At 34.9% G+C, this 24585-nt stretch carries 17 protein-coding genes and 1 pseudogene; 9 read left to right on the forward strand and 9 right to left on the reverse strand.

Annotated features, from left to right (window positions below):
• Positions 1–54 precede the first annotated feature (54 nt).
• Entirely contained in the window at positions 55–396 is a 342-nt protein-coding gene (locus HNS40_RS18270) for a transposase (RefSeq protein ID WP_172283567.1), read from the reverse strand.
• A 587-nt stretch (positions 397–983) separates the two neighbouring features.
• On the reverse strand, positions 984–1715 hold the full coding sequence (locus HNS40_RS18275) for an acyl-CoA desaturase (protein ID WP_172283568.1): 732 nt from the start codon (positions 1713–1715) through the stop codon (positions 984–986).
• Positions 1716–1990: 275 nt separating this feature from the next.
• Here HNS40_RS18275 and HNS40_RS18280 point away from each other — a divergent pair, with 275 nt between their 5' ends.
• Genes HNS40_RS18280 through HNS40_RS18300 form a run of 5 tightly spaced genes read left to right on the forward strand, consistent with a single transcriptional unit; the run spans position 1991 to position 10047 of the window.
• Positions 1991–2860, forward strand: a complete 870-nt coding sequence (locus tag HNS40_RS18280) for a hypothetical protein (protein ID WP_172283570.1) — start codon at positions 1991–1993, stop codon at positions 2858–2860.
• Positions 2861–4189 (forward strand): NAD(P)-binding domain-containing protein, encoded by a 1329-nt coding sequence (locus tag HNS40_RS18285; RefSeq protein ID WP_172283572.1) that lies wholly within the window; start codon positions 2861–2863, stop codon positions 4187–4189.
• Positions 4190–4191: 2 nt separating this feature from the next.
• Positions 4192–5796: a cytochrome C gene (locus tag HNS40_RS18290; protein WP_172283573.1), complete on the forward strand. Its 1605-nt coding sequence runs from the start codon at positions 4192–4194 to the stop codon at positions 5794–5796.
• Positions 5787–8432 carry a hypothetical protein gene (locus HNS40_RS18295; protein ID WP_172283575.1) on the forward strand — a complete coding sequence of 882 codons (2646 nt, stop codon included), beginning with the start codon at positions 5787–5789 and terminating at the stop codon, positions 8430–8432. The genes HNS40_RS18290 and HNS40_RS18295 overlap by 10 nt, the downstream gene beginning before the upstream one ends.
• A gap of 1 nt (position 8433) precedes the next feature.
• Positions 8434–10047: a hypothetical protein gene (locus tag HNS40_RS18300; protein ID WP_172283576.1), complete on the forward strand. Its 1614-nt coding sequence runs from the start codon at positions 8434–8436 to the stop codon at positions 10045–10047.
• A gap of 119 nt (positions 10048–10166) precedes the next feature.
• Here the strand turns inward: HNS40_RS18300 and HNS40_RS18305 are convergent, their stop codons facing one another.
• The 4 genes from HNS40_RS18305 to HNS40_RS18320 all read right to left on the reverse strand — a co-directional run bounded on the left by HNS40_RS18305 (position 10167) and on the right by HNS40_RS18320 (position 15677).
• Positions 10167–10739, reverse strand: coding sequence for a Crp/Fnr family transcriptional regulator (locus tag HNS40_RS18305; protein WP_172283577.1), 573 nt, complete (start codon positions 10737–10739; stop codon positions 10167–10169).
• A gap of 213 nt (positions 10740–10952) precedes the next feature.
• On the reverse strand, positions 10953–12227 hold the full coding sequence (locus HNS40_RS18310) for a nitrate/nitrite transporter (RefSeq protein ID WP_172283578.1): 1275 nt from the start codon (positions 12225–12227) through the stop codon (positions 10953–10955).
• Between the two features lie 89 nt (positions 12228–12316).
• Entirely contained in the window at positions 12317–14290 is a 1974-nt protein-coding gene (locus HNS40_RS18315; RefSeq protein ID WP_172283579.1) for a tetratricopeptide repeat-containing sensor histidine kinase, read from the reverse strand.
• A 187-nt stretch (positions 14291–14477) separates the two neighbouring features.
• Complete coding sequence (locus tag HNS40_RS18320; RefSeq protein WP_172283580.1) at positions 14478–15677, reverse strand: dipeptidase; 1200 nt, start codon at positions 15675–15677, stop codon at positions 14478–14480.
• Between the two features lie 97 nt (positions 15678–15774).
• Between HNS40_RS18320 and HNS40_RS18325 the strand changes: the two genes are divergently transcribed.
• Positions 15775–16773: an asparaginase gene (locus tag HNS40_RS18325; protein ID WP_172283581.1), complete on the forward strand. Its 999-nt coding sequence runs from the start codon at positions 15775–15777 to the stop codon at positions 16771–16773.
• Between the two features lie 537 nt (positions 16774–17310).
• On the opposite strand, the pseudogene HNS40_RS18330 reads toward HNS40_RS18325, so the two are convergent.
• Positions 17311–17604 (reverse strand): annotated as a pseudogene (locus tag HNS40_RS18330) (transposase); the annotation flags it as partial.
• A gap of 267 nt (positions 17605–17871) precedes the next feature.
• On the opposite strand from HNS40_RS18330, the gene HNS40_RS18335 reads away from it, so the two are divergent.
• Positions 17872–19065, forward strand: coding sequence for an erythromycin esterase family protein (locus HNS40_RS18335; protein ID WP_172283582.1), 1194 nt, complete (start codon positions 17872–17874; stop codon positions 19063–19065).
• Positions 19055–19918 (forward strand): hypothetical protein, encoded by an 864-nt coding sequence (locus HNS40_RS18340; RefSeq protein ID WP_172283583.1) that lies wholly within the window; start codon positions 19055–19057, stop codon positions 19916–19918. The genes HNS40_RS18335 and HNS40_RS18340 overlap by 11 nt, the downstream gene beginning before the upstream one ends.
• 129 nt (positions 19919–20047) lie before the next feature.
• On the opposite strand, the gene HNS40_RS18345 is transcribed toward HNS40_RS18340, so the two are convergent.
• Both HNS40_RS18345 and HNS40_RS18350 read right to left on the reverse strand, forming a co-directional pair.
• Entirely contained in the window at positions 20048–20326 is a 279-nt protein-coding gene (locus HNS40_RS18345; protein WP_172283584.1) for a Txe/YoeB family addiction module toxin, read from the reverse strand.
• Positions 20323–20574 carry a type II toxin-antitoxin system Phd/YefM family antitoxin gene (locus HNS40_RS18350; protein ID WP_172283586.1) on the reverse strand — a complete coding sequence of 84 codons (252 nt, stop codon included), beginning with the start codon at positions 20572–20574 and terminating at the stop codon, positions 20323–20325. The genes HNS40_RS18345 and HNS40_RS18350 overlap by 4 nt, the downstream gene beginning before the upstream one ends.
• Before the next feature lie 318 nt (positions 20575–20892).
• On the opposite strand from HNS40_RS18350, the gene HNS40_RS18355 reads away from it, so the two are divergent.
• Positions 20893–24369: a hypothetical protein gene (locus HNS40_RS18355; protein WP_172283588.1), complete on the forward strand. Its 3477-nt coding sequence runs from the start codon at positions 20893–20895 to the stop codon at positions 24367–24369.
• Positions 24370–24585: the final 216 nt, after the last annotated feature.

The following is a 24585-nucleotide window of genomic DNA, read 5'->3' on the forward strand; positions in this document are numbered from 1 at the left end:
CCTTTAACGCAAAATTAAAGCATTTTAGGTCTGAATTCAGAGGTGTCAGAGATGTCAAATTTTTCCTTTTTCGATTGACAAATATTTTTGCGTAAAAATCAATTCCCCCAGAATTTCAACTTGACCCTTTTTTACATGTTGAGCATTTACTAAAAAAACTTCAAATCCATAATCTAGTAGCACTGTATAAAGATGGTACCAGTAGATTCCTGTTGATTCCATTGCAATAGTGTCTACTTTACATTTCTTTAACCAATTTGCTAGTAAGTGGATGTCTTTGATAAAGGTTCCAAATGTCCGAACATTGTTTTCTTCTCGTTCTTCTGGGACTGTTACTACATATTCTTTTACAGAAATGTCGATCCCGGCAGCATTTAAATTATATATCTTTGCCATAATGAATTATTTATGGATGGGATTAATCAGCACGTTTAAGTATTCGATATTCTACTATAAGGGGTCTCAACGCCACCATTAAACAATCTATAAGCGTGCATGCCTAAACTGAGTTATGGGCTTAATAGCACCATTGGTTAACAAGGTCTGGTAATTCCATCCTGTTTTCTACAAAGTTACCAGTTATTTTATGTAAAAAATACGGCTTTATAGCCGTCTAATGGACTGAGTTCGACATTAAATATCATCACAGTTTCAAATAATTAGCTCATATACGACTAAATATTTTGAAGGTTTATTGGGATAAATCAATAAAATTTTAGGAAGTAGATGTGCTAATTATTGAAATCCTATACAGGAAAAGTCAATAATACATCTGCCGATAGCCATCGGCATTAACTAAAAACCATTTGATATAACCCGCTATAACTTCATACTTTTCAGATTAAAATCTAATGCATTATTGGCTTTCTGTGGCAATTATTTAATAATCGAAGTTATTAGATATTTCCTTGGTTCTATATATAATTTTAAATGATATCTTATTTTGAATATTAATAAATTAAAGGATACTTTTCTCCATTCCACTAAACTCTTTTAAGCTGAATAAGTTTAAATGAATGAAGCATTTTCATAACCACATAGGTGGGATCTATTTCATGCCATCTCACTCCACCAAAGTTGGGTTTACCACTATTTCTGTGATGATTATTATGATAAGATTCCCCCATCATTAGAAAATCTATAGGGAGGAGGTTTTTAGAGGTATCATTCACCTTGAAATTTACATAGCCATAGATATGAGCAAACCAGTTGATAATAGCACCGTGAATGGGTGCCATGAGAAAGGCGAGTGGCAGGAGCAGCCATTGCCACCATGCGGTGACAAAAAACAAGAAAAATAGAAAGTATAAAGCACCCCATAAAATTCTAGACAGCATGGAACTGGCAAAGTGATCGAAGGATTTCCATTGCGGAACATTAATTAAAAATTTCTCTTCCACATAAACATCTTTATTATTGATATCTTGATAATTGTCCTTAGTTCGCAACATCATCTTCATCAAGTTTTTGTCGTATTTAGGAGAGTGTGGATCATTCTCAGTATCGGCATAGGCATGGTGCATACGGTGCATAATTCCATAACCATAGGCACTCAAATAGCTGGAGCCCTGAAATATCCAAGTCAGCACAAAACTTACCTTCTCTGCCCTCCTCGACATGGTGAAAGTTTGATGCGCAGCATAACGATGAAGGAAAAAGGTTTGGAAAAACAATCCTCCATACCATAATACAATGAAGAACAATAAAACTGCCATTTCGAGAAAATATATTTTATATGCAAAGATGTAGGTATTAAATATGAATAGCAATGAACCTAGGTTCAGGAATTCTTGTTATTTGCAAAAATAAATGATACCAATTCCTCACTATTTATAACTGTTCTGACATGAGAAAAAACAGTTGTAAAACAATTAATTAGCAGGGTTAATCATGTCATAGGGCGAGAAAATAGGGCGTGAAAATAAAAATATAAATCACTCTTTGATTTCCCAATTAAAATTCATAAATTTGAGTAACCTAATACCTAATAATGAATAAATTAAAGCATTCCATTTATATTGGACTAATGGTTGTGGTCACCATCAGTGTTTTAGCCATACTAATTTTTGAGGGATATGATTATTATCAAACAGCCTTAGAATCCAGGTTTTATCATGCGGATCATGATTCACTAAAGTCTAGCGGTATTTTGGGCCATGGATACGGAATTATAGGCTCTTTTCTAATGCTTTTTGGAGTTGGTTCCTATATGTTGAGAAAAAGAATAAAGATTTTCTCAAAGACCGGACAGATTAAGTATTGGCTTGAATTTCATATTTTTCTATGTACCGTAGGGCCCATTCTTGTTTTGTTTCATACGGCCATGAAATTTGGTGGCATCGTTTCTATAAGCTTTTGGAGTATGGTTGCCGTATTTGTGAGCGGAATCATTGGGAGGTTTATCTATGTGCAAATACCTAGAACAATTGAGGGTAGAGAATTATCATTAGCCGAACTTCAAAGCTCAAAACTGGATGCTACCGAAATTTTAAAATCACAAATTGAGTTTAGTGAAAGCTTTTTACAGCTGATATCAGGTGCTATTGATGCTACTCATGATCACAATAAAGAAACCTTATCTTTTGAATACTTTGCCAAATCAAAACGAGATAAAAACAACATTAAAAAAATTAAGGAGGGCTTAAAACTTTATGAATTAAATAAAGCCCAAAAAGCCACCATTCTGGATAAGGTAAAAAATGAAATTAGAATAAATAGGAGAATTGATCGTTTAAATTATATGAAAAATCTATTTCGATACTGGCATGTTGCGCATTTACCCTTTGCCGTTATTATGTTAGTCATCATGATTATACATGTGATAGTCACCCTTTTATTTGGATATAAATGGATTTTTTAAATGGAAAAATTAATTGAGGAAGTCATTATTTATTTGATCGTATTTGTGATCATTGCACTGTCGGTGTATCTCTATGTGAGAAAGCAATTGCGAAATTCAAAAATGGTTGAAGAGAAAATCAAACAAGCCAAATTAGATGGGCTTTTTGAACCCGTTTCACTTCATCCAGTTATTGATGCCAATGAATGTATTAATACAGGAGCTTGTATCATAGCCTGTCCTGAGAAAGATATTCTGGGTATAGTAAATGGGAAAGCTAGAACCATTAATGCATCCAGTTGTATTGGTCATGGGGCTTGTTTTCATGCCTGTCCAACAGAGGCTATTTCTCTTTGTATTGGAACAGAAAAAAGAGGAGTAGAATTACCACATGTGAATGAAGAATTTGAAACTAATATACCAGGCATATATATCGCTGGCGAGTTAGGTGGGATGGGATTGATTAGAAATGCAGTAGAACAAGGAAAACAAGCAGTAGATAATATAGCGAAGAACTTTTCCGGAAAACATGAGGCTGAATTTGATCTTTTGATAGTAGGCGCAGGACCTGCCGGAATCTCAGCAAGTTTAAATGCTAAAAAGCATCAGTTGAAATCAATGACAGTGGAGCAAGATTCCCTTGGAGGAACGGTCTTTACTTTTCCTCGAAGTAAAATTGTAATGACCAATCCTATGGATCTCCCATTATTTGGGAAGGTTAAACTCAACGAAACCAATAAAGCTAAACTATTAGATGTGTGGCTAAGTGCCTTGAACAAGAACGATATAAAAATACAAGAACACACTAAAGTAGAATCAATAAAACAAGTTAATGGTCATTTTATAATTGATTTAAATACACAAAAACAAGTTTCAGCAAAACATGTTCTTTTAAGCATAGGCCGCAGGGGAACACCAAGAAAATTGAATATTCAAGGCGAAGAACTTCCAAAAGTGGCTTATCGCCTACTTGAACCTGAAGATATAAAGCAAAAGAAAATATTAGTAGTTGGAGGAGGTGATTCAGCAGTTGAATCAGCCATGTTATTGGCTCATGATAATGAAGTGATATTGTCGTATCGAAAAGATAAGTTTCAAAGAATTAAAGCCAAGAACAGGGAGCGTATTACGAAACTCCTTGCTGAGGAAAAGATACAAATGCTTTATCAGTCGAACCTGAAGAAAATTGAAAGTGACAAAGTGCTGATCAATCTAGAAAGCGGCGAAGATATGGAGTTTGATAATGACTTGGTTTACATATTTGCTGGAGGAGAATTGCCCTCTCAGTTTTTGCAAAATATAGGTTTGAAAATCACTAAAAAACATGGTGAAGCTATTTTAAAACATTAAGAATGGGTACTTGTAAAGAGCATAGATACAAATATTTTATAGCTATTTTGATGATTTTTATCATCACTATTGTGAATAGCTTTGCCCAACTTTCACCTGGCGATTTAGCTTTACCGCATTCACATTTGGAAGGATTATCTAATTGTACAGAATGCCATACGCTTGGTGAAAAAATAAGTGATGGTAAATGTTTGGCTTGTCATACTCATTTAGACCAAAGAATAAAACAAGATAAAGGATATCACGCTTCTGCTGAAGTGAAAAACAAAGCTTGTGTTTCCTGTCATAGCGATCATCATGGGCTTAAGTTTGATATGATTAATTTTGATAAAACGAGTTTTAATCATGATCTAACCGGTTATTTATTGGAAGGCAAACATGGGAAGGTTGAGTGTAAAGAATGTCATAAAGCAGATTTCGTTTCGAATACAGAATTAAGAAATAAAAAAAGAACTTTCTTGGGACTTCAAACATCTTGCCTATCCTGTCATGACGATTATCACCAAAAAACGTTATCAAACGATTGTAGCAATTGTCATGATTTCACCGCATTTAAGCCAGCAAGTCATTTTGATCATCAAAACACTAAATATCCATTAAAAGGAAAACATTCGGAAGTCAGCTGTAAAGAATGTCATAAGATAAGTTTAGAGGATAATATTAAATTTCAAAAGTTCACGGGCTTGAATTATCAAAAATGCACCGATTGTCATTTGGATATTCATGAAAATAAGTTTGGGCAAAACTGTACAGAATGCCACAGTGAAACCTCTTTTTTCGTCATTAAGAATAAAAGTAAATTTGATCATAATAGTACCGATTATCCATTGGAAGGGGCTCATCAAACCGTAAAATGTGAAAAGTGTCATCCTGGGAAATTAACCACTCCAGTAAAGCACAATTATTGCACTGATTGTCATCAAGATTATCACACTGGCGATTTTAAAGATATGATCCCAAAAAGCGATTGTAAAGATTGTCACACCGTACAGCGTTTTAGCGGAAGCCTTTATACTCTTACTGATCATCAAGATTCGGATTTTCCGCTCAAAGGGGCTCATCAAGCAACTCCTTGTTTTATTTGTCATCAAAAAAATGACAAATGGGTTTTCAGTGATTTGGGTAAAAAGTGCTCCAATTGTCATGAAGATATTCATGCTGAGTTTATGGATCAGAAATATTATCCCGATCAAACTTGTGAATCTTGTCATTCTGAGCTTAGATGGGACGAAATAAAATTCGATCACGATAAAACAGATTTCGAGCTGCAAGGAGCACACCAGTCCGCCAGTTGCAGAAGTTGCCACTTTCATGAAAGCGAAGAGGGTAAATCGATACAAAAGTTTAATAAACTGGGAACTTTATGTACAGAATGTCATCAGGACATACATCAAAATCAGTTTGCTGATAGCTATAATACTTGTTCCGCTTGTCATAATACGAACAAATGGAAACCTAATGATTTTAATCATGATAGCACTCGTTTCTCTCTAGATGGGAAACATATCAATTTAGAGTGTAAAGAATGTCATGAAACGAAATATGTTGATAATATTGGATATACTTATTTTAAAACGGAAAGAATTAAATGCGAGGATTGCCATTAATACTAGTATTTATTTATCTATTTCTAAATTTTCAAATAGATAAGAAAGAGATAGACTCACCACATGGTGAGGAGCTATCGATAAACTGTGAGGAGTGTCATAATACCAACTCCTGGAAAATTGATATGACTACTTTTAAATTTGACCATAACCAAAGAACAAATTTTACTTTGGAAGGTATGCATACTGATGTGAGCTGTGCAAAATGTCATAGCGACCTTGTTTTTCAGAATGGAAAGACCTCTTGTTATGAATGTCATGCAGATATCCATGAGCAAACGGTAGGATTTGAATGCGAAAGGTGTCATACAAATAATAGCTGGTTGGTTGAAAATATGACAGAGATTCATCAACTGAGCAGATTTCCTTTATTGGGAGCCCATAATACGGCGGATTGTTATGAGTGTCATACTACCGCATCCAGTTTAAGATTTGATCCATTAGATACAGAATGTTTTTCCTGCCACAGAGAAGATTATTATGCAACAACTTCTCCAAGTCATGTAGAAGCAAACTATTCAACAGATTGCACCCAATGTCATCAGATGAATGCTTTTAGCTGGACAGGTACTGATATCAACCATTCCTTTTTCCCGCTTACTTTGGGTCATAATGTTTCTGATTGCGCTAGCTGCCATACTGATCCAAACAATTATGGTAACATCTCTTCTGATTGTTTTTCATGTCATGAGAATGACTATAATGCCTCCACATCACCCAACCACAGTGGCTTAGGATTTTCAACGGATTGTATTTTATGTCATACCACAAATCCAGGGTGGGAACCTGCAGATTACACGCAACACGATCAAGTTTTCCCTATTTATTCAGGGGAGCATGCTGGAGAATGGAACTCATGTATAGAATGCCACCCGGTTGCAAATAATTATAGTGTTTTTACTTGTACCGGTTGTCATGAGCATAATCAAAGTGAAATGGATGATGAACATAGTGGAATTAGTGGATATGTATATCAAGATAATGCTTGTTTAACTTGTCACCCAACGGGTTCGGAAGATGGAGCTTTTGATCATAACAAAACTGGTTTTCCTTTAACTCTTGGACATGATGTTGATGAATGCGCTAGCTGCCATACCGATCAAAATGATTATGGAAATATATCCACAGAATGCTTGGCTTGCCATGAGAACGACTATAATAGCTCCACCTCTCCAAATCATGTGGAAACAGGATTCTCGACGGATTGTATTTTATGTCATACCACAAATCCTGATTGGGAACCCGCAGATTATTCTCAACATGATCAAATATTTCCTATATATTCCGGTGAACATGCTAGTGAATGGAATACTTGTTTAGAGTGCCACCCAATAGCCAGTGACTACGGAGTTTTCACCTGTACCACCTGTCACGACCATAACCAAAGTGATATGGATAATGAACATAATGGAATTAATGGATATGTATATGAAGACAATGCTTGTTTGGCTTGTCATCCTACGGGTTCAGAGGAAGGAGCATTTGATCACAACAATACCGGTTTCCCCTTAACTCTTGGACATGATGTTAACGAATGCGCTAGCTGCCATACTGATCAAAATGATTATGGAAATATATCCTCAGAATGCTTAGCTTGTCATGAGAACGACTATAATAACTCCACCTCACCAAATCATGTGGGAGTAGGGTTTTCAACGGATTGTATATTATGTCATACCACAAATCCAGACTGGGAACCCGCAGATTATTCCCAGCATGATCAAATATTCCCCATCTACACTGGCGAGCATGCTAGCGAGTGGAACACTTGTCTGGAGTGCCATCCTATATCTAATGACTATGGTATTTTCACCTGTACCACCTGTCACGACCATAACCAAAGTGATATGGATGATGAACATAATGGAATTAATGGATATGTATATGAAGACAATGCTTGTTTAGCTTGTCATCCTACAGGTAGTTCGGAAGGTTCGTTTAATCATAGTGAAACTGCTTTCCCACTTACTGGAGAGCATATAGAGGCGGAATGCTCCTCATGTCATGCAAATGGTTATGTGGGCACACCAACGGTTTGTTTTGAGTGTCATAATTCCGATTTTTCTGCGAGTATAAACCCAAATCATATATCATTAAATTTGAATACAACATGCGAAGATTGTCATACTACCGAAGCTGATTGGGAACCAGCAAGGTTTGATGTACATAATAATTATTACCCTCTGAACGGAGCTCATCAAAGCATATCGAATGAATGCGCCACTTGTCATAATGGGGATTATAATTCTACTCCAAACACATGTTACCTCTGTCATACAGAAGAATATAATCAAACCAACGATCCTCCTCATGCTTCGGCTCAGTTTTCAACCGATTGTATGGAATGCCATACTGAATCAGCATGGGAGCCCTCTACTTTCAACCATGATGCTCAATACTTTCCCATATATAGTGGTAAACATAACGATGAGTGGAATACTTGTACTGAATGTCATACAAACCCTGCCAGTTATGCTTCTTTCAGTTGTATAGATTGTCACGAGCATAGTCAATCTGAAATGAATGGGGAACATGATGGGGTATCAGGTTATGTTTGGCAGAGTGATGCTTGTTTTAATTGTCACCCTAATGGGGAAGAAGATAAAATGCACCATCAAATAAAAATCAACAGATAATATGGAAAGAAGAATCATCATATTATTATCTATTCTCTCCATGCACTTTTATGTGATTGGCCAATCTGAAAATAATGTTTCAGGTAGGGTTTCATATATTACCTCACAAAATATTTATTTAAAATTTGAATCTACTGATGGTTTAAAGCCAAACGATACTATTTATATGTATCAGAATGGCAAAGCATTACCAATTCTAATGGTATCACAAACATCAAGTATTTCAGCAGTTTGCTTGAAGATTAATGAAGTTTCTTTGTCCAAAGATCAAGAAGTATTTTTTCTAAAGCAGAAAGATTTAAAAATAGAAGAAGCATCATCCACGACAATCATTTCGACTGATGAAACCCTTAAAACGGAAGGGGCGATAAATACTTTGCCAACAAAAGAAAAGGAAACTCAAGAGTTAGAGACTGAAGTATCCGGTAAGTTATCGGTTTCTTCTTATTCTAATTTTTCATCTGAAAGACCATTAAATCAGCGTTTCAGATATACGGCGGCAGTAAATGTAGATCATATTTCAAAATCAAATTTCTCTTTTGAATCCTATCTGTCTTTTAATCATAGCAATCAAAATTGGGATCAAATAAAAGCAGATGTCTTTTATGGATTAAAAACTTATGCCTTTGCTTTAAAATATGAGAATGCCAAAGGCCTAAAGCTTTATGCAGGACGAAAGATGAACCCCAATTTATCAAGCATTGGAGCTATAGATGGTTTGCAATTTGAAAAGCAACTGGGCTCTTTTACTGTTGGTTCTTTTGTAGGTTCAAGACCCGATTATAGAAATTATAGTTTCAATTTAAACTTATTTCAGGCTGGCGTTTATGCGAGTCATCAATATAAAAATGCTGATAATGGCTTGATGAGAAATAATATTGCTGTTGTTGAGCAGAAGAATCATTGGAATACCGACAGACGGTTTCTTTATTTCCAGCATTATCAATCCCTAATTGAAAACCTAAGCATATTTGCCTCCATAGAATTAGATTTATATAAAAGGATTAATGGTGTTAGTAAAAATGATCTTCAGTTAACTAATTTGAATCTGCTGATACGTTATCGAATTTTAAAAAACTTATCGGTGTCTTTATCTTATAGCAGCAGAAATAATATTATATACTACGAAACATATAAAAGCTTTGTGGATCGTTTGCTAGAGCAAAGTACTATGAATGCCTATAGATTATCTGTTAATTATCGTCTGTTGAATAAAATTAGTATTGGTGTAAGAGGGTCATACCGCTCACAAAAAACTGATATTGAACCTAGTATTAATTTGAATGGATATGTATCCTATATCAACATTCCATTTATCAATGCCAGCTCAACAATTTCTGCAACACTATTGCAGACGGGCTATGTTTCAGGAAATATTTATAGTTTAAACTTCTCAAAAGAACTATATAAACGGGTTGTTTTTGCAAGTCTTAATTATCGTTATGTAAATTACACCTATACATTTTCTGATATGAAAACAACACAGCATATTCCTGAAATTAGATTGAACTGGAGAATTATAAAGGATCTGAGAGCATCGGTGGCTTTTGAAAGTATTTTTGAAGAGAAATATCGATATCAGCGATTATATTTTAATTTAACCAAACGATTTTAAGAAATACTGAATCTTCAGGTGGCCAAATAAAATAAGTCGGAAGCCTTTAGATTCTGCTACGAAACTGCTTAGTAAATAATTCTGATAGATTATTCTTGTTTTGCAGAAAGCAAGAAAAACTAAAGTGATTTCTTCCGAATACGACTCAAAGCCTGGGGAGTAATTCCAATATAGGAAGCAATATATTTCAAGGGGATACTTTCGAAAAGCTCTGGCCGTTTATGAAATAGATTGAGATATCGCTCTTCGGCAGATTCATTGAGTAGAGATTGTTCTCTATTTGATTTAATTAGGAAAAGTCGCTCTGCCATGAGTCTACCAATGAGGTTTCCAATTTCTGTTTTCTGATACACTTTCTGCAAATCATCGTAAGAAATACTCCAAACAATGCAATCGCTTAATGTTTCCAATTGGTATTGTGAGGCTTGTCGGCTTAAAAAGGAATCATAAGCACTGATAAACTCATATTTAAAACTAAACCCGAAGGTGATTTCTTTTTCAGGATCTTCTTTGGGAATGAATACCCTTATGATTCCTTCTTCAATAAAGGAGATGTGGTTTTCTACTTGTCCGGCCTTTAATATCAACTGTTTTTTTGAGAATTCTTGCTGAAACAGACAAGAGGAAAACAAGTCCCAATCTGCATCGGAAACCTTGGCTATCTGCTCTATATATATTCTGAATCTGTGCATGGTCTAAGGCTTTGAGTTGATACAAAACTAAGGATAATTTATTCAATTTTTTATGGTTTAATGAGTAAATAAAGTAATGATACAATGATAGAATAGTTTGCTACTTCTCTCATTTAATCATTTTTCCTTCAATCCTTTCTTCAATAAATGCAATAATGCTTTAATGATATAATAGTCAATTCCTTCTCCCATTCCCTCCATTCAATCATTCTTTCATTTTAGTATTGAACCTTTCTTCCTTCCAAACATCTGATAATAAACAAAAGCTGCAACACTACCCATAATTGAAAACAAAACCAATATCCAAAATACATGTTGATGGCCTTTTAGTCCAGGTGAACTATCGAGCAAATGGCCCATAATAGGACCCACAAAAATATCTGGAGCATATCCAATCAGAGAAACTAGCCCTACGGCCGTTCCAGTTAACATCACTGGGATATTTCCTTTTTCCATGACTGCAAAATATAAAGATCTGGCGGCATAAACTCCTGTTGACAATATTAAAATGGAGAGTATAAAGAGTAAAGTTACCGATGCTGTAATGAAACCAAGAGCTATGGCTAATGAAGCAATTAAAGTAAGTCCAAAACTAATAATTAGTAAAAATGTACTCTCTGTTTTATCTGCCAATAGGCCAATTATAGTTCCAATAATCATACGCATAAATAGCAAGAAGGTACCAATTTGAGCAGATTTCACATGATCGTAAAGCATCACTTCTTGGGCATAGAGAGAAATAATATCAGTGATTTTATAACCCACATAAGCACATAGAATAATCATCATTAATAACCAGACTGAAGGCAAAGCTAAAACTTCTTTAATCTGGGAAACTTGGATTTTTTCTATGCTTATTTCCTTTTCTATTTGACGATCGAGTTTCATGAAAAACCACACAAAAACACCAACTATTGTTACAATTATTGAAGAGTACATGATGACTTGTTTTAGAGCTTTTTTCGTTTCTTCAGCATCAGACATTTGAATATCATCACCCAAAAGCAAAGAAAAAATGAGCAGACCTAAAGCGCCAAATAAGGCGCCCACCAAGCCTCTACCGCCATCTAAAAACCCAAAGGCTTTTCCCTGTGAGGTAGCACCACCCCAAACTCGTGCGGCTTTTATCATAGGTGCCCAAAACAAGAATATGGTGGTAAAACCCCAATAACCATAGAGTATTTTTAATCCAGTATAGCCCGGAATTTGATAATAATAGACTCCTCCTAATGCTGTCATCCATAGTGCCACTGCAATTAGTTTTCGAGGAGGGTATTTATCTGCTAAGGGACCACCAAAAAAATAAGAGAAGAAAGCAATAACTCCCAAAATAGAGAAACAAAAGCCGAGTTCTAAATTACTTAAATGAAACACTTCGAGTACTGCAGGTCGGAATACTCTTACGATGATAAAGGGCACCACAAAAACAGACTCACCAGCCAAAATAAGTAATACGAGAAAATACCATGGCGGTCTTTTTTGCTTCATGAAAACATTAAGGTTTTGTTGTTTTCAAAGATATAGATTTATTTATTTAGAAAATGTAATGGTTAAGAATTGGATTTTTACCAAAGCTATTATGATATGTTTTTTAAATCGGTTGGAATTTCAATCTTAAAGATAGTTCCTGAGCCATCCTTACTTTCAACGAATAGATTTGCTTTGTGTATTTCGATAAGGTCATTTACGATGCTTAAGCCCAGTCCTGTTCCTTTCTCTTTTCTTAAGCCTTTACTGCTTTTGATAAATCTATCTTTTTTCTTTAAAGCAATTAAGGTTTCAGTTGGTATTCCAATTCCCGAGTCCATCACATTGATCTTAATGTAATTGGATTCTTTAGAAGTTGACATTATAATATTTCCACCTTCAGGAGTATATTTTATGGCATTTGACAATAAATTTTCCAAGATGATTTTAATAATATTAGGATCCAAAATGACCAGTTCTTCAATATTATTTTCCACTTCCAGATGGATATTGTATTGCTTGGTTTCAATCAGGTAAAAATCCTTTATTTCATTTAGTAATGTTGAGAGGGATACTGCTTCGGGCCTAAGCTCTATTTTTCCACTTTGTGATAAAGACCATTGTAATAGGTTGGTTAATTGTTTATAGCCTTCATAAGAAGCTTTATGGATTAGTTTTGCATGGGCATGAGCGTCAGCATATTCATTTTCTTCTAGAGATGAAACTAAGATATCGCTAAAACCAATTAAAGTATTAAATGGATTTTTTAAATCATGTGAAATAACTGAGAAGAGTTTATCTTTTGTTTGATTCATCGCTTCCAGCCTTAAGTTCATCTTTTTGTTCGTCCGATACTGCCAAAGTATAACTAGCATAATTAAAACCATGACCACTATGATCAAAAGCAATGCGCTTTTTTCTTTCTCATCATATTCAAGTTCTTGCTCCGAAATCAACAATTCTTGTTGAATTCTAAAATTTCGTTCCAATTCATTAACAATTTCAAATTGTTGGGCGTCTAATATAGAATCATATTGACTGATAAATAAATCAAAACTAAGTTTTATGTTTTCGGAATCATCGAGTATTTTATAAAATTCTAATACGGAATGATGGGCATTTATAATCTGAGTATTTATCCCTAATTTATTGGCCACTTTTGTGGCTTCGTCCAGCAGTTCTAAACCCTTTTCTTTATCATTTAATTGAGCATATACTAAGGCCATTCCAATATAATTATCGAAATAACCATATTCATGATTTCTTTCTTTATTCCAATCGAGGGCTTTTGAATAATAAAGTAATGCCTGATTATAATCTGATAGTTTATAATAGATATTTGCCAATCCGTTTAAGCTCCAAGACGCATATCTGAAATCATCTGACTCATAACTGTATGCAATAGACCTTTGATAGAAGTCTTTCGCGGATTCTAAATCGCCTGATTCCTCCAGTGTTTTGGCACGATTAAAAGCCACAAATCCCATCCTATTTGTGGTGTTTATTGATTTTCTAATTTGAACAGCCTGATTGAAATAATCTAAGGATTTTTCATAGTTTTTCTTTGCTCTGTATACTTCTGCGAGATTAATTAAAGCAAAGGCAATACCATCATCTTTTTTTAAACCCTTGAATATTTTGTAGGATAATTCTCCGTATTGCAAAGCCAAGGGGATATTACCATTTAACAGAAATACATCACCTAAGTTATTATAAGCATAAGCCAACTGAACAGAATCCTTAGTCAAGATACTGATTTTCATTGCTTTTTGAAAATAGGGAATCGCCTCGCTGTAATGATATAAATAATGCAAATAAACAACCCCAACAAAATTGTTGGCTTTAGCTTGCTTTTCGGGAAAATGATATTTTTCTGCTAACTCGATGGCATCTAAACCTAATTGAAGTGCTGAATCACTGTGACTTTCTCTTATTTCCCAACACCGGTTTGCGAGTTCATCTATATAGTCTGGGATTTGAATATTTTGTGGAACCTCAATTTGTCTTTGATCTGTATCTTGTCCAAAAGTAATGGAAGAGAATAGGATAAGAAACAATACTAAGAGTATATATCTGAAATTCATTTTTTAGGCCTTTGCGTCAATAAATAAGTATTATTCAATTACTAATTTACAAATAATATTTGGGAAAGCCCTTTTTTTAGATGATTTTCTAAAAACAAATGGCTTTTGATAATTTGTTGTCAAAAGCCATTCGTTTTTTTAATTTGCGTCGGTTGGTTTATAATGATTTTCTCTAGAGACCTCAATATTATTTTGCAGCAACTTCTCTAAAAACACGCATAAAATTACCTCCCCATATTTTACGAATATCCTCTTCAGAATAACCTCGTTTTACCAATTCCAAGGTGATGTTTCCCAGTTCCGATGCATCGGAACAATCGGCAAGACCGCCACCACCGTCAAAATCGGTTCCTATGCCTACATGGTCAATTCCTGCTACTTTTACAATGTGGTCAATATGGTCCACCGCATCGGAAACAGTGGCTAGATTTGGAGGGAATTCCACATCTAATTGATACCAGTCTCGTAATCCTACTTTGCGTTCTTCTTCGGTATAATTAGACCAATCAGAATGTTTTTTTCTAAATGCTTTTTTGCCTTCTATTCTTTCGGGGCTTTGTTCCAATTTCTTCACGTAATCGCTCAAAATACACATTTGAATCACTCCTCCGTTTTCAGCTAAAACTTTGAGCATATCATCTGTTAAATTTCGAGGATTGTCGCATAAAGCGCGGGCACATGAATGAGATGCAATCACAGGTTTAGAACTCAATTCTAAAACATCATAAAAAGCAGAATCAGAAGCATGGGATACATCAATCATAATTCCTAACTTATTCATTCGCTCAATAACCTCCTCGCCAAAGGTTGACAAGCCATTGTATTCAGGGCCAACCCTATCAGTTGAAGAATCAGAAATATCATTATTATGAGAATGAACGATGGTAATATATCGAGCTCCTAAATCGTAGAAATGATTGATATTATCTAGATTATTCCCGATGGGATATCCATTCTCTATGCCTAGATATATAGCTCGTTTACCTTTTTTCTCCAATTTATAACCTTGCTTAGGAGTAGTAGCTATTTCTGCTTTCTTCTTGTTTTTCTTTACTTTCTGATGAGTGGCCTCAAAAATCTGTTCTGCTTTCTCAAAAGCTTTTGCATGTCCCAAACTATCGCGTTCCCCTTGACCAATAAAAACAGCAAAGAAAACCGCATCTAGGCCACCTTTTTCCATGCGCGGAATATCAACTTTTCCTTCTCCTTTTCTACCATCGTGTTCTAAACCTATGTCAAAATCTCCTTTGAAGAATTTCAGAGGAGTGTCTGTATGTGAATCGATGGTAAATACTTTATTGTGGATTTCGGCTGCTTTTTGCTCTATGGTTTGACCGAAAGATAATAGGGAAAAAGCGGCCAGAAGTAAAGTGAATATCTTATGCATTTCTAGTATTTTAATGAATCACAAAAATAGTAAATAGTGTATATTAAAACTACTTCTGTATTTCACTATTTTCGCATCTCAAATATAATAGAGAATAATGGCTAAGAAACTAATAGAAATTACCAGAGGAGATGTTGTAGAAACCATTCACTATGGAGATGTGGTGGTGGTCAATTCTAAAGGCGATATTCAATATCATTATGGCGACCCTAATAAGTATACCTATTGGCGTTCTGCAGCCAAACCTATTCAGGCTTTTAATGTGATTTTGAGTGGTGCAGCCGACAAATATAAATTCACTAAAGCGGAAATAGCCATCATGTGTGCTTCTCACTATGGAGAGAAATTTCATATCAAAACTATCGAATCTATTCTATCGAAAATAGGTTTAACTGAGGAGGCCATATTAGGGGGAACAGTTACTTCATTAAGCACCAATTATGCACTTGAATTGGCGGCCAATCAAATTCAACTTAATCCTATGTATAGTGATTGTTCGGGCAAGCATGTGGGTAAATTGAGTATTTGCCAGCACAAAGGCTATCCCACTGAGAGTTATAAAGAACTCAATCATCCAGTTCAACAAGAAATACTAGAAGTGATAGCTGAAATGTGTGAGGTGGAAAAGGAAGACATCACCATTGGAATAGATGGTTGCTCGGTTCCTGTTCATGCCATGCCACTTAAAAATATGGCTTTGGCTTATGCTCGTTTGGCTAATCCAACTCATCTAAACCCGCCATACAAAGAAGCTTCGGAGCGGATATTTACTGCCATGTGTGCGCATCCAGAAATGGTTTCTGGCACCAATGGCTTTTGTAGCGAATTAATAGCTGCGAGCAACGGAAAGTTAGTGGGCAAGGTGGGTGCCGAAGGAGTTTATTGTGTAGGAATAAAGGACAAAGACATTGGTTTTGCTATTAAAATGGAATCTGGGAACATGGCAGTTTTAGCACCTGTTGTTCTTCAAGTATTGCAGGATTTAGAGGTTTTAGACTCCTCAGAATTACAAGCCTTATCAAAATACCACCCCATGCAAAACACCAATGACTTAAAGCAAGTGGTTGGGGAAATTCGTGCTGCTTTTGAAATCTAGATCTCCGATAAGATTAAAAAAGTTAATGAGGTTTGAATTGCAGTATTCGGATTCTTTATTAAAGGTAAAGAAAGAAGTAGTATACAGGATTTCCCATGAAATATTTTATCTGTAAAGCATCTAAATTCTGAATTATGCAAAAAAAAGACTGCCCATAATTATTTGAGCAGCCTTATTAAACCTAATCAATCTAATAACCTGAGCTCGATTATTAAATAATTGCCACAGAAAGCCAATAATGCATTAGATTTGTATTAATAATCATACAGTTATAGCGGGCTATATCAAATGATTATTAAGTAAAAGATGATGTATTATTGGCTTTTCTACAAGTAGATTTCGATAATTAGCTCCTCTATTTCCCCAAGTTTCATTGAGTTATCCCGATAGCTCTGCATAAATTCGGGTCATATATGAGCTAATTATCTGAAACTGTGGCATAATTTAATGTCGAGCTCAGGTTAATAACTATTCAATCAATATCTTCTTACTTGTATAGTTCCCATTTATTTTGGCTTTTACAACACTAGTGTCCACTTAAAATAAATTGATTTTCAATTGGTTACTATCTGAATCTTTGAGATTATTGTTATCTATATTTGTAAAGAGCTCATTTATAGGTGCTTTATCTAATAGTGACACTCCCAAAATTTGTAGAATTTCGTAGGTTGAACGCTCCAATTTTAGCTCTTCACCTGCAATTGCAACTAAACAATATGTTATTATTGCCGTGTAAATCTGGATACGAACAGCATTTTCTGTGGTACCCCAAAATGATTTAACTTTTAAATGTTGTTTCATCCATTTGAAAAACAACTCAACTTGCCATCGGAACAATTGGAGGCCTTCTATTTTCTATTTTCCTTATTTTGTTTTTCTTCCCTGTGTTTTTCTTAAGAAAACCTAGATAAGAAAATGGTTTCTTACTAGCTTTTAAATTTCCTGCTCCAGCTGGCTCGAATTTAAGAAACATTTCAAAGTGAGCTAGGGGGTACAATGGAAATATGTAATTTCGTTCAGGCACTTACCTCCTTATCAAACAAACAATATAATAATCAGACACATTCTTGCGTTTATAGGTCATCTAAAAAATGCTACATGAACAAAAAGATAATACTGTCATTATTTATCCTCCTCTCAAGTACTTCTTATTCTCAAAAAAATAAGCCTAAAGTTGACAAGATTTGGACTGAGAACATTCATCAATTTACTACGCCAATTCTAAGTTTGAAATCTCAAGATTATTCTGACTTGGATTTTTTAGAACCTTTACTAAAAGGCAAACCCTATGTTTTTATTGGAGAAAGTAGCCATGAGGTGAATGAATATTATCTTTTAAGAAATAGGTTGGTTCAATATTTATATCAAGAGTTGGGATACAAAGTTGTTGCCATAGAAGCCTATAAACTAGTCTGTATGGAAGCCAATAATGTGAGAAATGAAGTGAGTTTAGATAGTTTATATAATTATTGTTTTCCCTTAAAGAAAGATATGACTATGCCAGAAGGAGCCCGATTATTTCTAGACTTTTTTAAAAACTCAGACATTCAATATAATGGCTTTGATATAGATTTGGAATTCCCCAATCGTTTTCAGCAACTTGTAAAAAAACAATTTCCCTTGGTCCTCGATTCAATTTTAAGCCTTGATTCTGCATTAACATTGAATTTTAATAAAAGAAAAGGGCTGGAATTTAAAGCTTGGGATGATATTTTAAACGATTCCATTATATTTCCATTAAACTCAAAAAGAGATAAAGAAGTCTATCAAGCCATTCTTCATAGAAGAAACTGGTTGTATAAAATGCAAGTTAATAGTCCTCATACTAGGGATTCAATTATGGGTAGAAATATGAATGACATTCTCACCCGCTTTTACCCAGATGAAAAGGTTGTTTTCTTAGCCCATAACGGTCACATAAGTAAATACGACCCAAAACGTGAAGTAATGGGAGAATATATCCATGATTCTCTGCGCAGTAAAACTTATGTTTTAGGCTTGTATGCTTATCAAGGTAAAACAGGTGTTAGAGATAATGGACCAGTAGAATTGGTGAAACAAAAGAAAAACTCTCTTGGAGCCATTTTAAATTCAGCTGATCATGAGATTGTATTTACAGACTTTTCTCAGCAAACTGAGAAACCAGAAAACTCATGGATGTTTGAACAAATACAATCTGTTTCATGGGCTTTTCAAAGACAAAAAATCATTCCTTCTAAAAGATACGATGGCATTATTCAGATTAGAAACATTACCGCAACTAAACTAAAACATTTGCAATATGAGAAGTAATAGTTTTTTATTGATTGCCCTCTTGTTTTTCTTCGTTTTTAATGAGGAAAATAAAGCTCAAAATATGGGAAGTATCGTTTTATCCGATAGTATCTATCCTGTATGGGAATCAGATTTTGAAAAAGCAAAGTCATTATTAGTTAAATATGAAGATCAAATTATTCCCCAAGATATGGTACTCATTCTAGATGATATCCTCGCTAATGGGGATGTGGATTTTTATAAAGATAGAATGACCTATTTAATGGTGAATTATGGCTGGATAATAAATAATTTAGAAAGAAATAAGTTGTCCGCTTTAGCATCTGAAATACATAACAACAAGCTTTATAATTGGACTTATGAAGCATCGCAAAAGCACTATTCTGTTTGGGTTAAAAACAATATGGAAAGTCTTCTTGTTCAAGAAAAAGTAAAAGCCATCTTACACACAGATCAGCGTGTTAGAGGCTTATTATCTATGTCGGAAGATAGCCTTCAACTAAATTATATATATGAGATGATTACAGAAATTGACTATAATAACCTAATGGATTTATGCGACCTAAGCAATGAAAATGATGGAGTATTATTAAATGATTTCGATACTGGAATAGCAATCTACAATAATGTATTATTTATCTTATGGCATAATTTAAAAAGCGAAAAGAATTTCCAAAGTTCTTGGGATTTAATTCTTCCTTTTATTGACAAGGCATATTTCCAGAAGAAGATAGATGCAAGTGCATTTGAAATGTATGATATTTGGTCTTCTAATCATTTCGGTTATCAGTATTATGGTACATTAAATGATACCATACCTGTATTTGATAGTTTAAGGCAAATCGAACTTAAAATTAAATATCATTTTTAAATAGTTATTTCCAGTATACTGCTTGAATTATTGAATCAAAGAAAAAAAAAGAGGATAATTAATATATGCACTCTGAAAACATTTCCGCGTGAGTTGGAGTCGCAAGAAATTGGCGTTTTCTGATAAACACTATCTGTCTCCATAATGAGCCCAGGCACTTAAAACAAGGACCGTAACTATTTCGTTATTTATTGAATAAACTAATCTGTGCTTTTGGTTTATTCTTCGCGAATACAATCCTGCAAGATTATGCTTTAATTGTTCCGGCTGGCCTGTGCCTGTTGTAGGGTGCTCCATCAACTCGCTAAGCAGCTTTTCTATTTTCTTTAAAACAACTTTATCTCCTGCCTTCTTATGTTTCTTAATATCATCTAAAGCAATTTCAGTAAACTTTAAGGTGTAACTCATAATCCTAATAAATCACTTATTCCTTCGGAAGTGGATATGGTCTTTACTTTACCTTCTTCAGCCTGCTTAATGCTTTCTTTAATTCTTTCTACCATTTTAGCATTAAAATATACATCATCTTCATTTATCGGAGTTAAAGCATATGCTTTATCCTTTCCACGTTGAATGATTATTTGTTCTCCTTTATCTGCTCTTTCAAAGTAAAGCCTTTGATTTTGCCTGAATTCTCTACTACTAATTACCAACATATCTTTAAATCCTTAAGTGTACCATTATGGTACAAAAATACTAATTTTTAGTTTGTTTTACACATTATATTTCATTTTTATGGGTGAAACTTCCCCAATTGCTCTTCAAGTTCACCAATCAGTTTTCAACAAACGTTCCCAAAGAAATATAGCTTATTTAGAACGTTAAAAAATCTAATTTTCTCCTGTTTGCATCTACAAATTTTTATTTTTGCACTCGATACAACCAGTGTGTGAATTAATTCACAAAAAAATAAATAAAGAGGTCCGAAAAACCTCATTGCAATAAGTTAAAAGTGGACCAAAAATTTAAGTAAGATGCAGAATATAACTAGCAAAGTTTTCAAGCCTAGCAAGAAGGATCGGCGTGATATGATTCAATATACCAACCTTCAGCTGGCCGCATTGGGGCAACCTTTATATCATGATGATAATAATAGCTCTAACAAACATTCCGATGACAAATTCATCAGCCTAACCGAGGATTTAATTAGTAGTTTCAGAGAAAAATCCAGATTATTATCAAACCACCTTTGTCCTGCAGATTATCGTATACAAAGCTTTATCAATAGATACCTAAGCGAAATTCAATTCGATCAATCTTTATCATTACCCTCCTCCACTTTGGTTTTAAATGGACTAGGACTGGCTAGAGAGGTAAGTCTTCCACCAAATGGGAACAGCTTCAAAAGTGATTTGGTAAGTTCTTATAGGATCAAGCAAGGAGTTTTAAATAATCCCAAACACGATAAAAGAACCACCAAAGGAACCTTCCATATTGTAAGAGGAGGTCTTCCGGTTCCACCAGACAAGAAAGAAGTTTCAAAGAGAACTTTTGCTCATTTATTGCATTCGGCTTTAAACCCATCTGACGATTTAAAAATATTGCCTTTTACTGCTAATCAAGAAGACAAAGCTAAGGTGATGGTTTCCTTATTGATGCGCCCCATAGTGGTTCCAGAAGTAAAGGGAATCAATTTGGAGAAGTCTATGGAAATTCGCTTTTTTGCGCCAGGAAGTTTGGTGAGTAATTTGGATTTTGTGGAGAATATTTTCGGAAATGCTGGAGACCCCAATTTAGCAGAAAATGATGCCGCTTTAGATATCGATCATTGGACTGGTCACACTGGATGTATTATTCTTGCTCCCCAGTTATTGACATTAAAAAAGAAAGACATCGGTCTTCCTCATTGTGAAGATGCTACAGACCGTCAGCGAAGAGATGGCATGTGCTATTCCGATCCAGATGAATTATATAATGATGGATCTGCATTCAAATTAACTTGCCGCGACGAAAGTGGAGTGGTAATTACCTTGATCGCTGATAACTATTATGGTTATTCTAAGAAAGAAATAAAAACTCAAATCAGCTATTCTGCCAACCTATACGGAAACGCTGAAGAAGAGCATTCTGGAGGAGCTATTGCTTTCCCTAGAGATAATATGATGGACCGCGTTTTTGGAAATGTATTTTCTGCCAAACTGGATAAAAAATACACCTTCAAGAATATGGTAAAAACTTTGGGGGACAGCATAGAAGTTCAAGCCGAAGGTTATGCCATCGATAAGAAATATCCTAATTTAATCTATATTCCTGAAAATGCGGATATAGATATTCACACTTCTTCAGTATCTTGGACTTATGGTAAAGACAAGAAACACAGCCTAAAACTTTCTCCTCTTAAAACCTATGTTCACCCTAGCGGAAGCAAGTTCAACTTAAAGAAGCATGCCAAGCAAGCGCTATGGAGAATTACCCATACTGCTGCCGAAGGAATATTCCTGCATAAGCCTTGTACCGTTTCGGGTGGTGGTAAGTCAGAGATTTCTAAATCTATGGAGAACGCTATTGAATATAGTACTTTTCATATTAAAGATATTGACGAAGACTTTAAGATGGCCGATGAGATCATCAATAGAGATTATTCCTCAAGATGGAAGAATATCCGTCCAGATGCCAATCCCTCTCGTCCACTATTAAGTGCTAAAAGAACTTTAGGTTCTACCGTAAAACTACTCAATACATCAGACCAATATAGCGATGAATATAATGCTTGGATCCATAGCATCCCCGCTCATATTAGAGTATTGGTATTATATATCAAACGTCTTTATCGCGATGAAAAGATGGGTAATTGGAAAGACCATATGTCGGTAGAAGTCCTGAATGGCCGCAACGGAAATACCTTAATGTTTAATAATGAAAAGGTGATTGCCAGTTATGTAAGAATCGGGTTTAGTCAGAAGGGCGATTGGTTATTGCATAAATTACGCTCCGATTATTTACCTGCTCATAAGATCCAAATGGAAGATGATATTTCAGCAACTATTACCTTGCCAAGTAGTCGTTTGAATGATTTAAATACCAACTATGAGAATAAGAGCGTAAAAATAGTTGAGAATTGTGAAAGTTATTTGTTCCAGCGCCCCGACGAAGCTATTTACCGTGGCTACGATGTGGATGCGGAGTCAGATATTGTACAGAGCAATACTTTCTTAACGAATTACGAGCCTCTTAATAAGCAAGATGCTATTGACCTATACGAAGACACTGTAGAATTTGAAAAATATACGCAACCTGTTAAAGATTTAATAGAAAAAGTGATCAAAAGAGATAAAGATGGTTATTTTGTAACCCCTTCTCATCCAAGAATTGTGGATGGAGCGCCAACCAAAAACCCTCGTTATCTTCAAAGAAATATTTATAAGCAAGAAAGAGAAGATACACATGTTGCTGAAATGGGAATCCGATTGTCTCGTCAAATCACCATGGATAGACCAGTTCATTATCCAGTGAATGCAGTACTCCCAGGACGTAGAAACAATCCTTCAGACAGAGAAGCGGGAATTCGTCCTTTAAGCGTTTATAATCCTATTCACTATCAAGAATTACCAGAGTTATTTATGGATTTCATTTGTAGTTTAACAGGTAAATCTCCATCTACCACTGGAGCGGGTTCTGAAGGTGCACTTACCAAAGGGCCTTTCAATATGCTAGTAGCCACTACTGACCTTAATAATGCTTTGCTTTCTTATATCTTAACAGGATATGAAGGATTTAGCTCGGCAGCTGGTTGGGTAGGTTCTGAGAATAGATTCGACCATGATATTAGTATTTTAGTTCCTGAGATATGGGCTAGAATAGACAAAACAGATCGTGATCCCAAAGTATTGATAGAAGATAATTGCCTTGAGAAATTGGAAGATTTTGAATATGAAGGCAAAAAGATATTGGCTAGTCGATTGGGTTATCGTATTACTAGTAAATTTGCTTTTAGATGTATGAACCGCTTATTCGACGAGCCTTTGGCTGTTTTTAACGAGCGTATGCTGAAGCCAGAGTTACAAAGCATGGAAGACTTTGTGGATGGTATCAATAATATTACCGAAGTACAAGAAAGAGTAGCTAAAAGCTATTTTGAGGATGGTAGTATTGAATCAGCCATCTTACCTTTACAGATCCTACTTCACATTATGGCTTACGGTCAATACGAAGGTAAAAACATTAGCGATCCTGAATTAAGGAAGTATTTCGAGCGCGAATATGTGATTGAGAGCGACTGGTATCAGGAGCGTTTAGCCTTGAAACAAGAAAAGGATGTGGCTTTCCATCAAGAGCAAATCTCTTATTTGAAGAAATTTATGAAGGAAGCCAATAATGCCGAACTCATAGAGAAAATGGATATTGAGGACAAACTAGCCAAAGCTAAGAAGATGTTAGCTTATAAACGCTCTAAGCAATATTTGAAAGATTTGGTTGGAACCATAGGTGCTGATCCTTTATTCAAGAAATAAGTATTAAAATTGAGAATTTAATTGCTATGGCGGAACTTTTGTTTCGCCATTTTTTTTGAAGAAATTAGAAAGTGAAGGCTAGCCAGTACGGGTCAAGTTGAAATTCTGGGGGAATTGATTTTTACGCAAAAATATTTGTCAATCGAAAAAGGAAAAATTTGACATCTCTGACACCTCTGAATTCAGACCTAAAATGCTTTAATTTTGCGTTAAAGG

Origin of the sequence: Lentimicrobium sp. S6, assembly GCF_013166635.1 — a bacterium.
Lineage (GTDB): Bacteria > Bacteroidota > Bacteroidia > Bacteroidales > UBA12170 > UBA12170.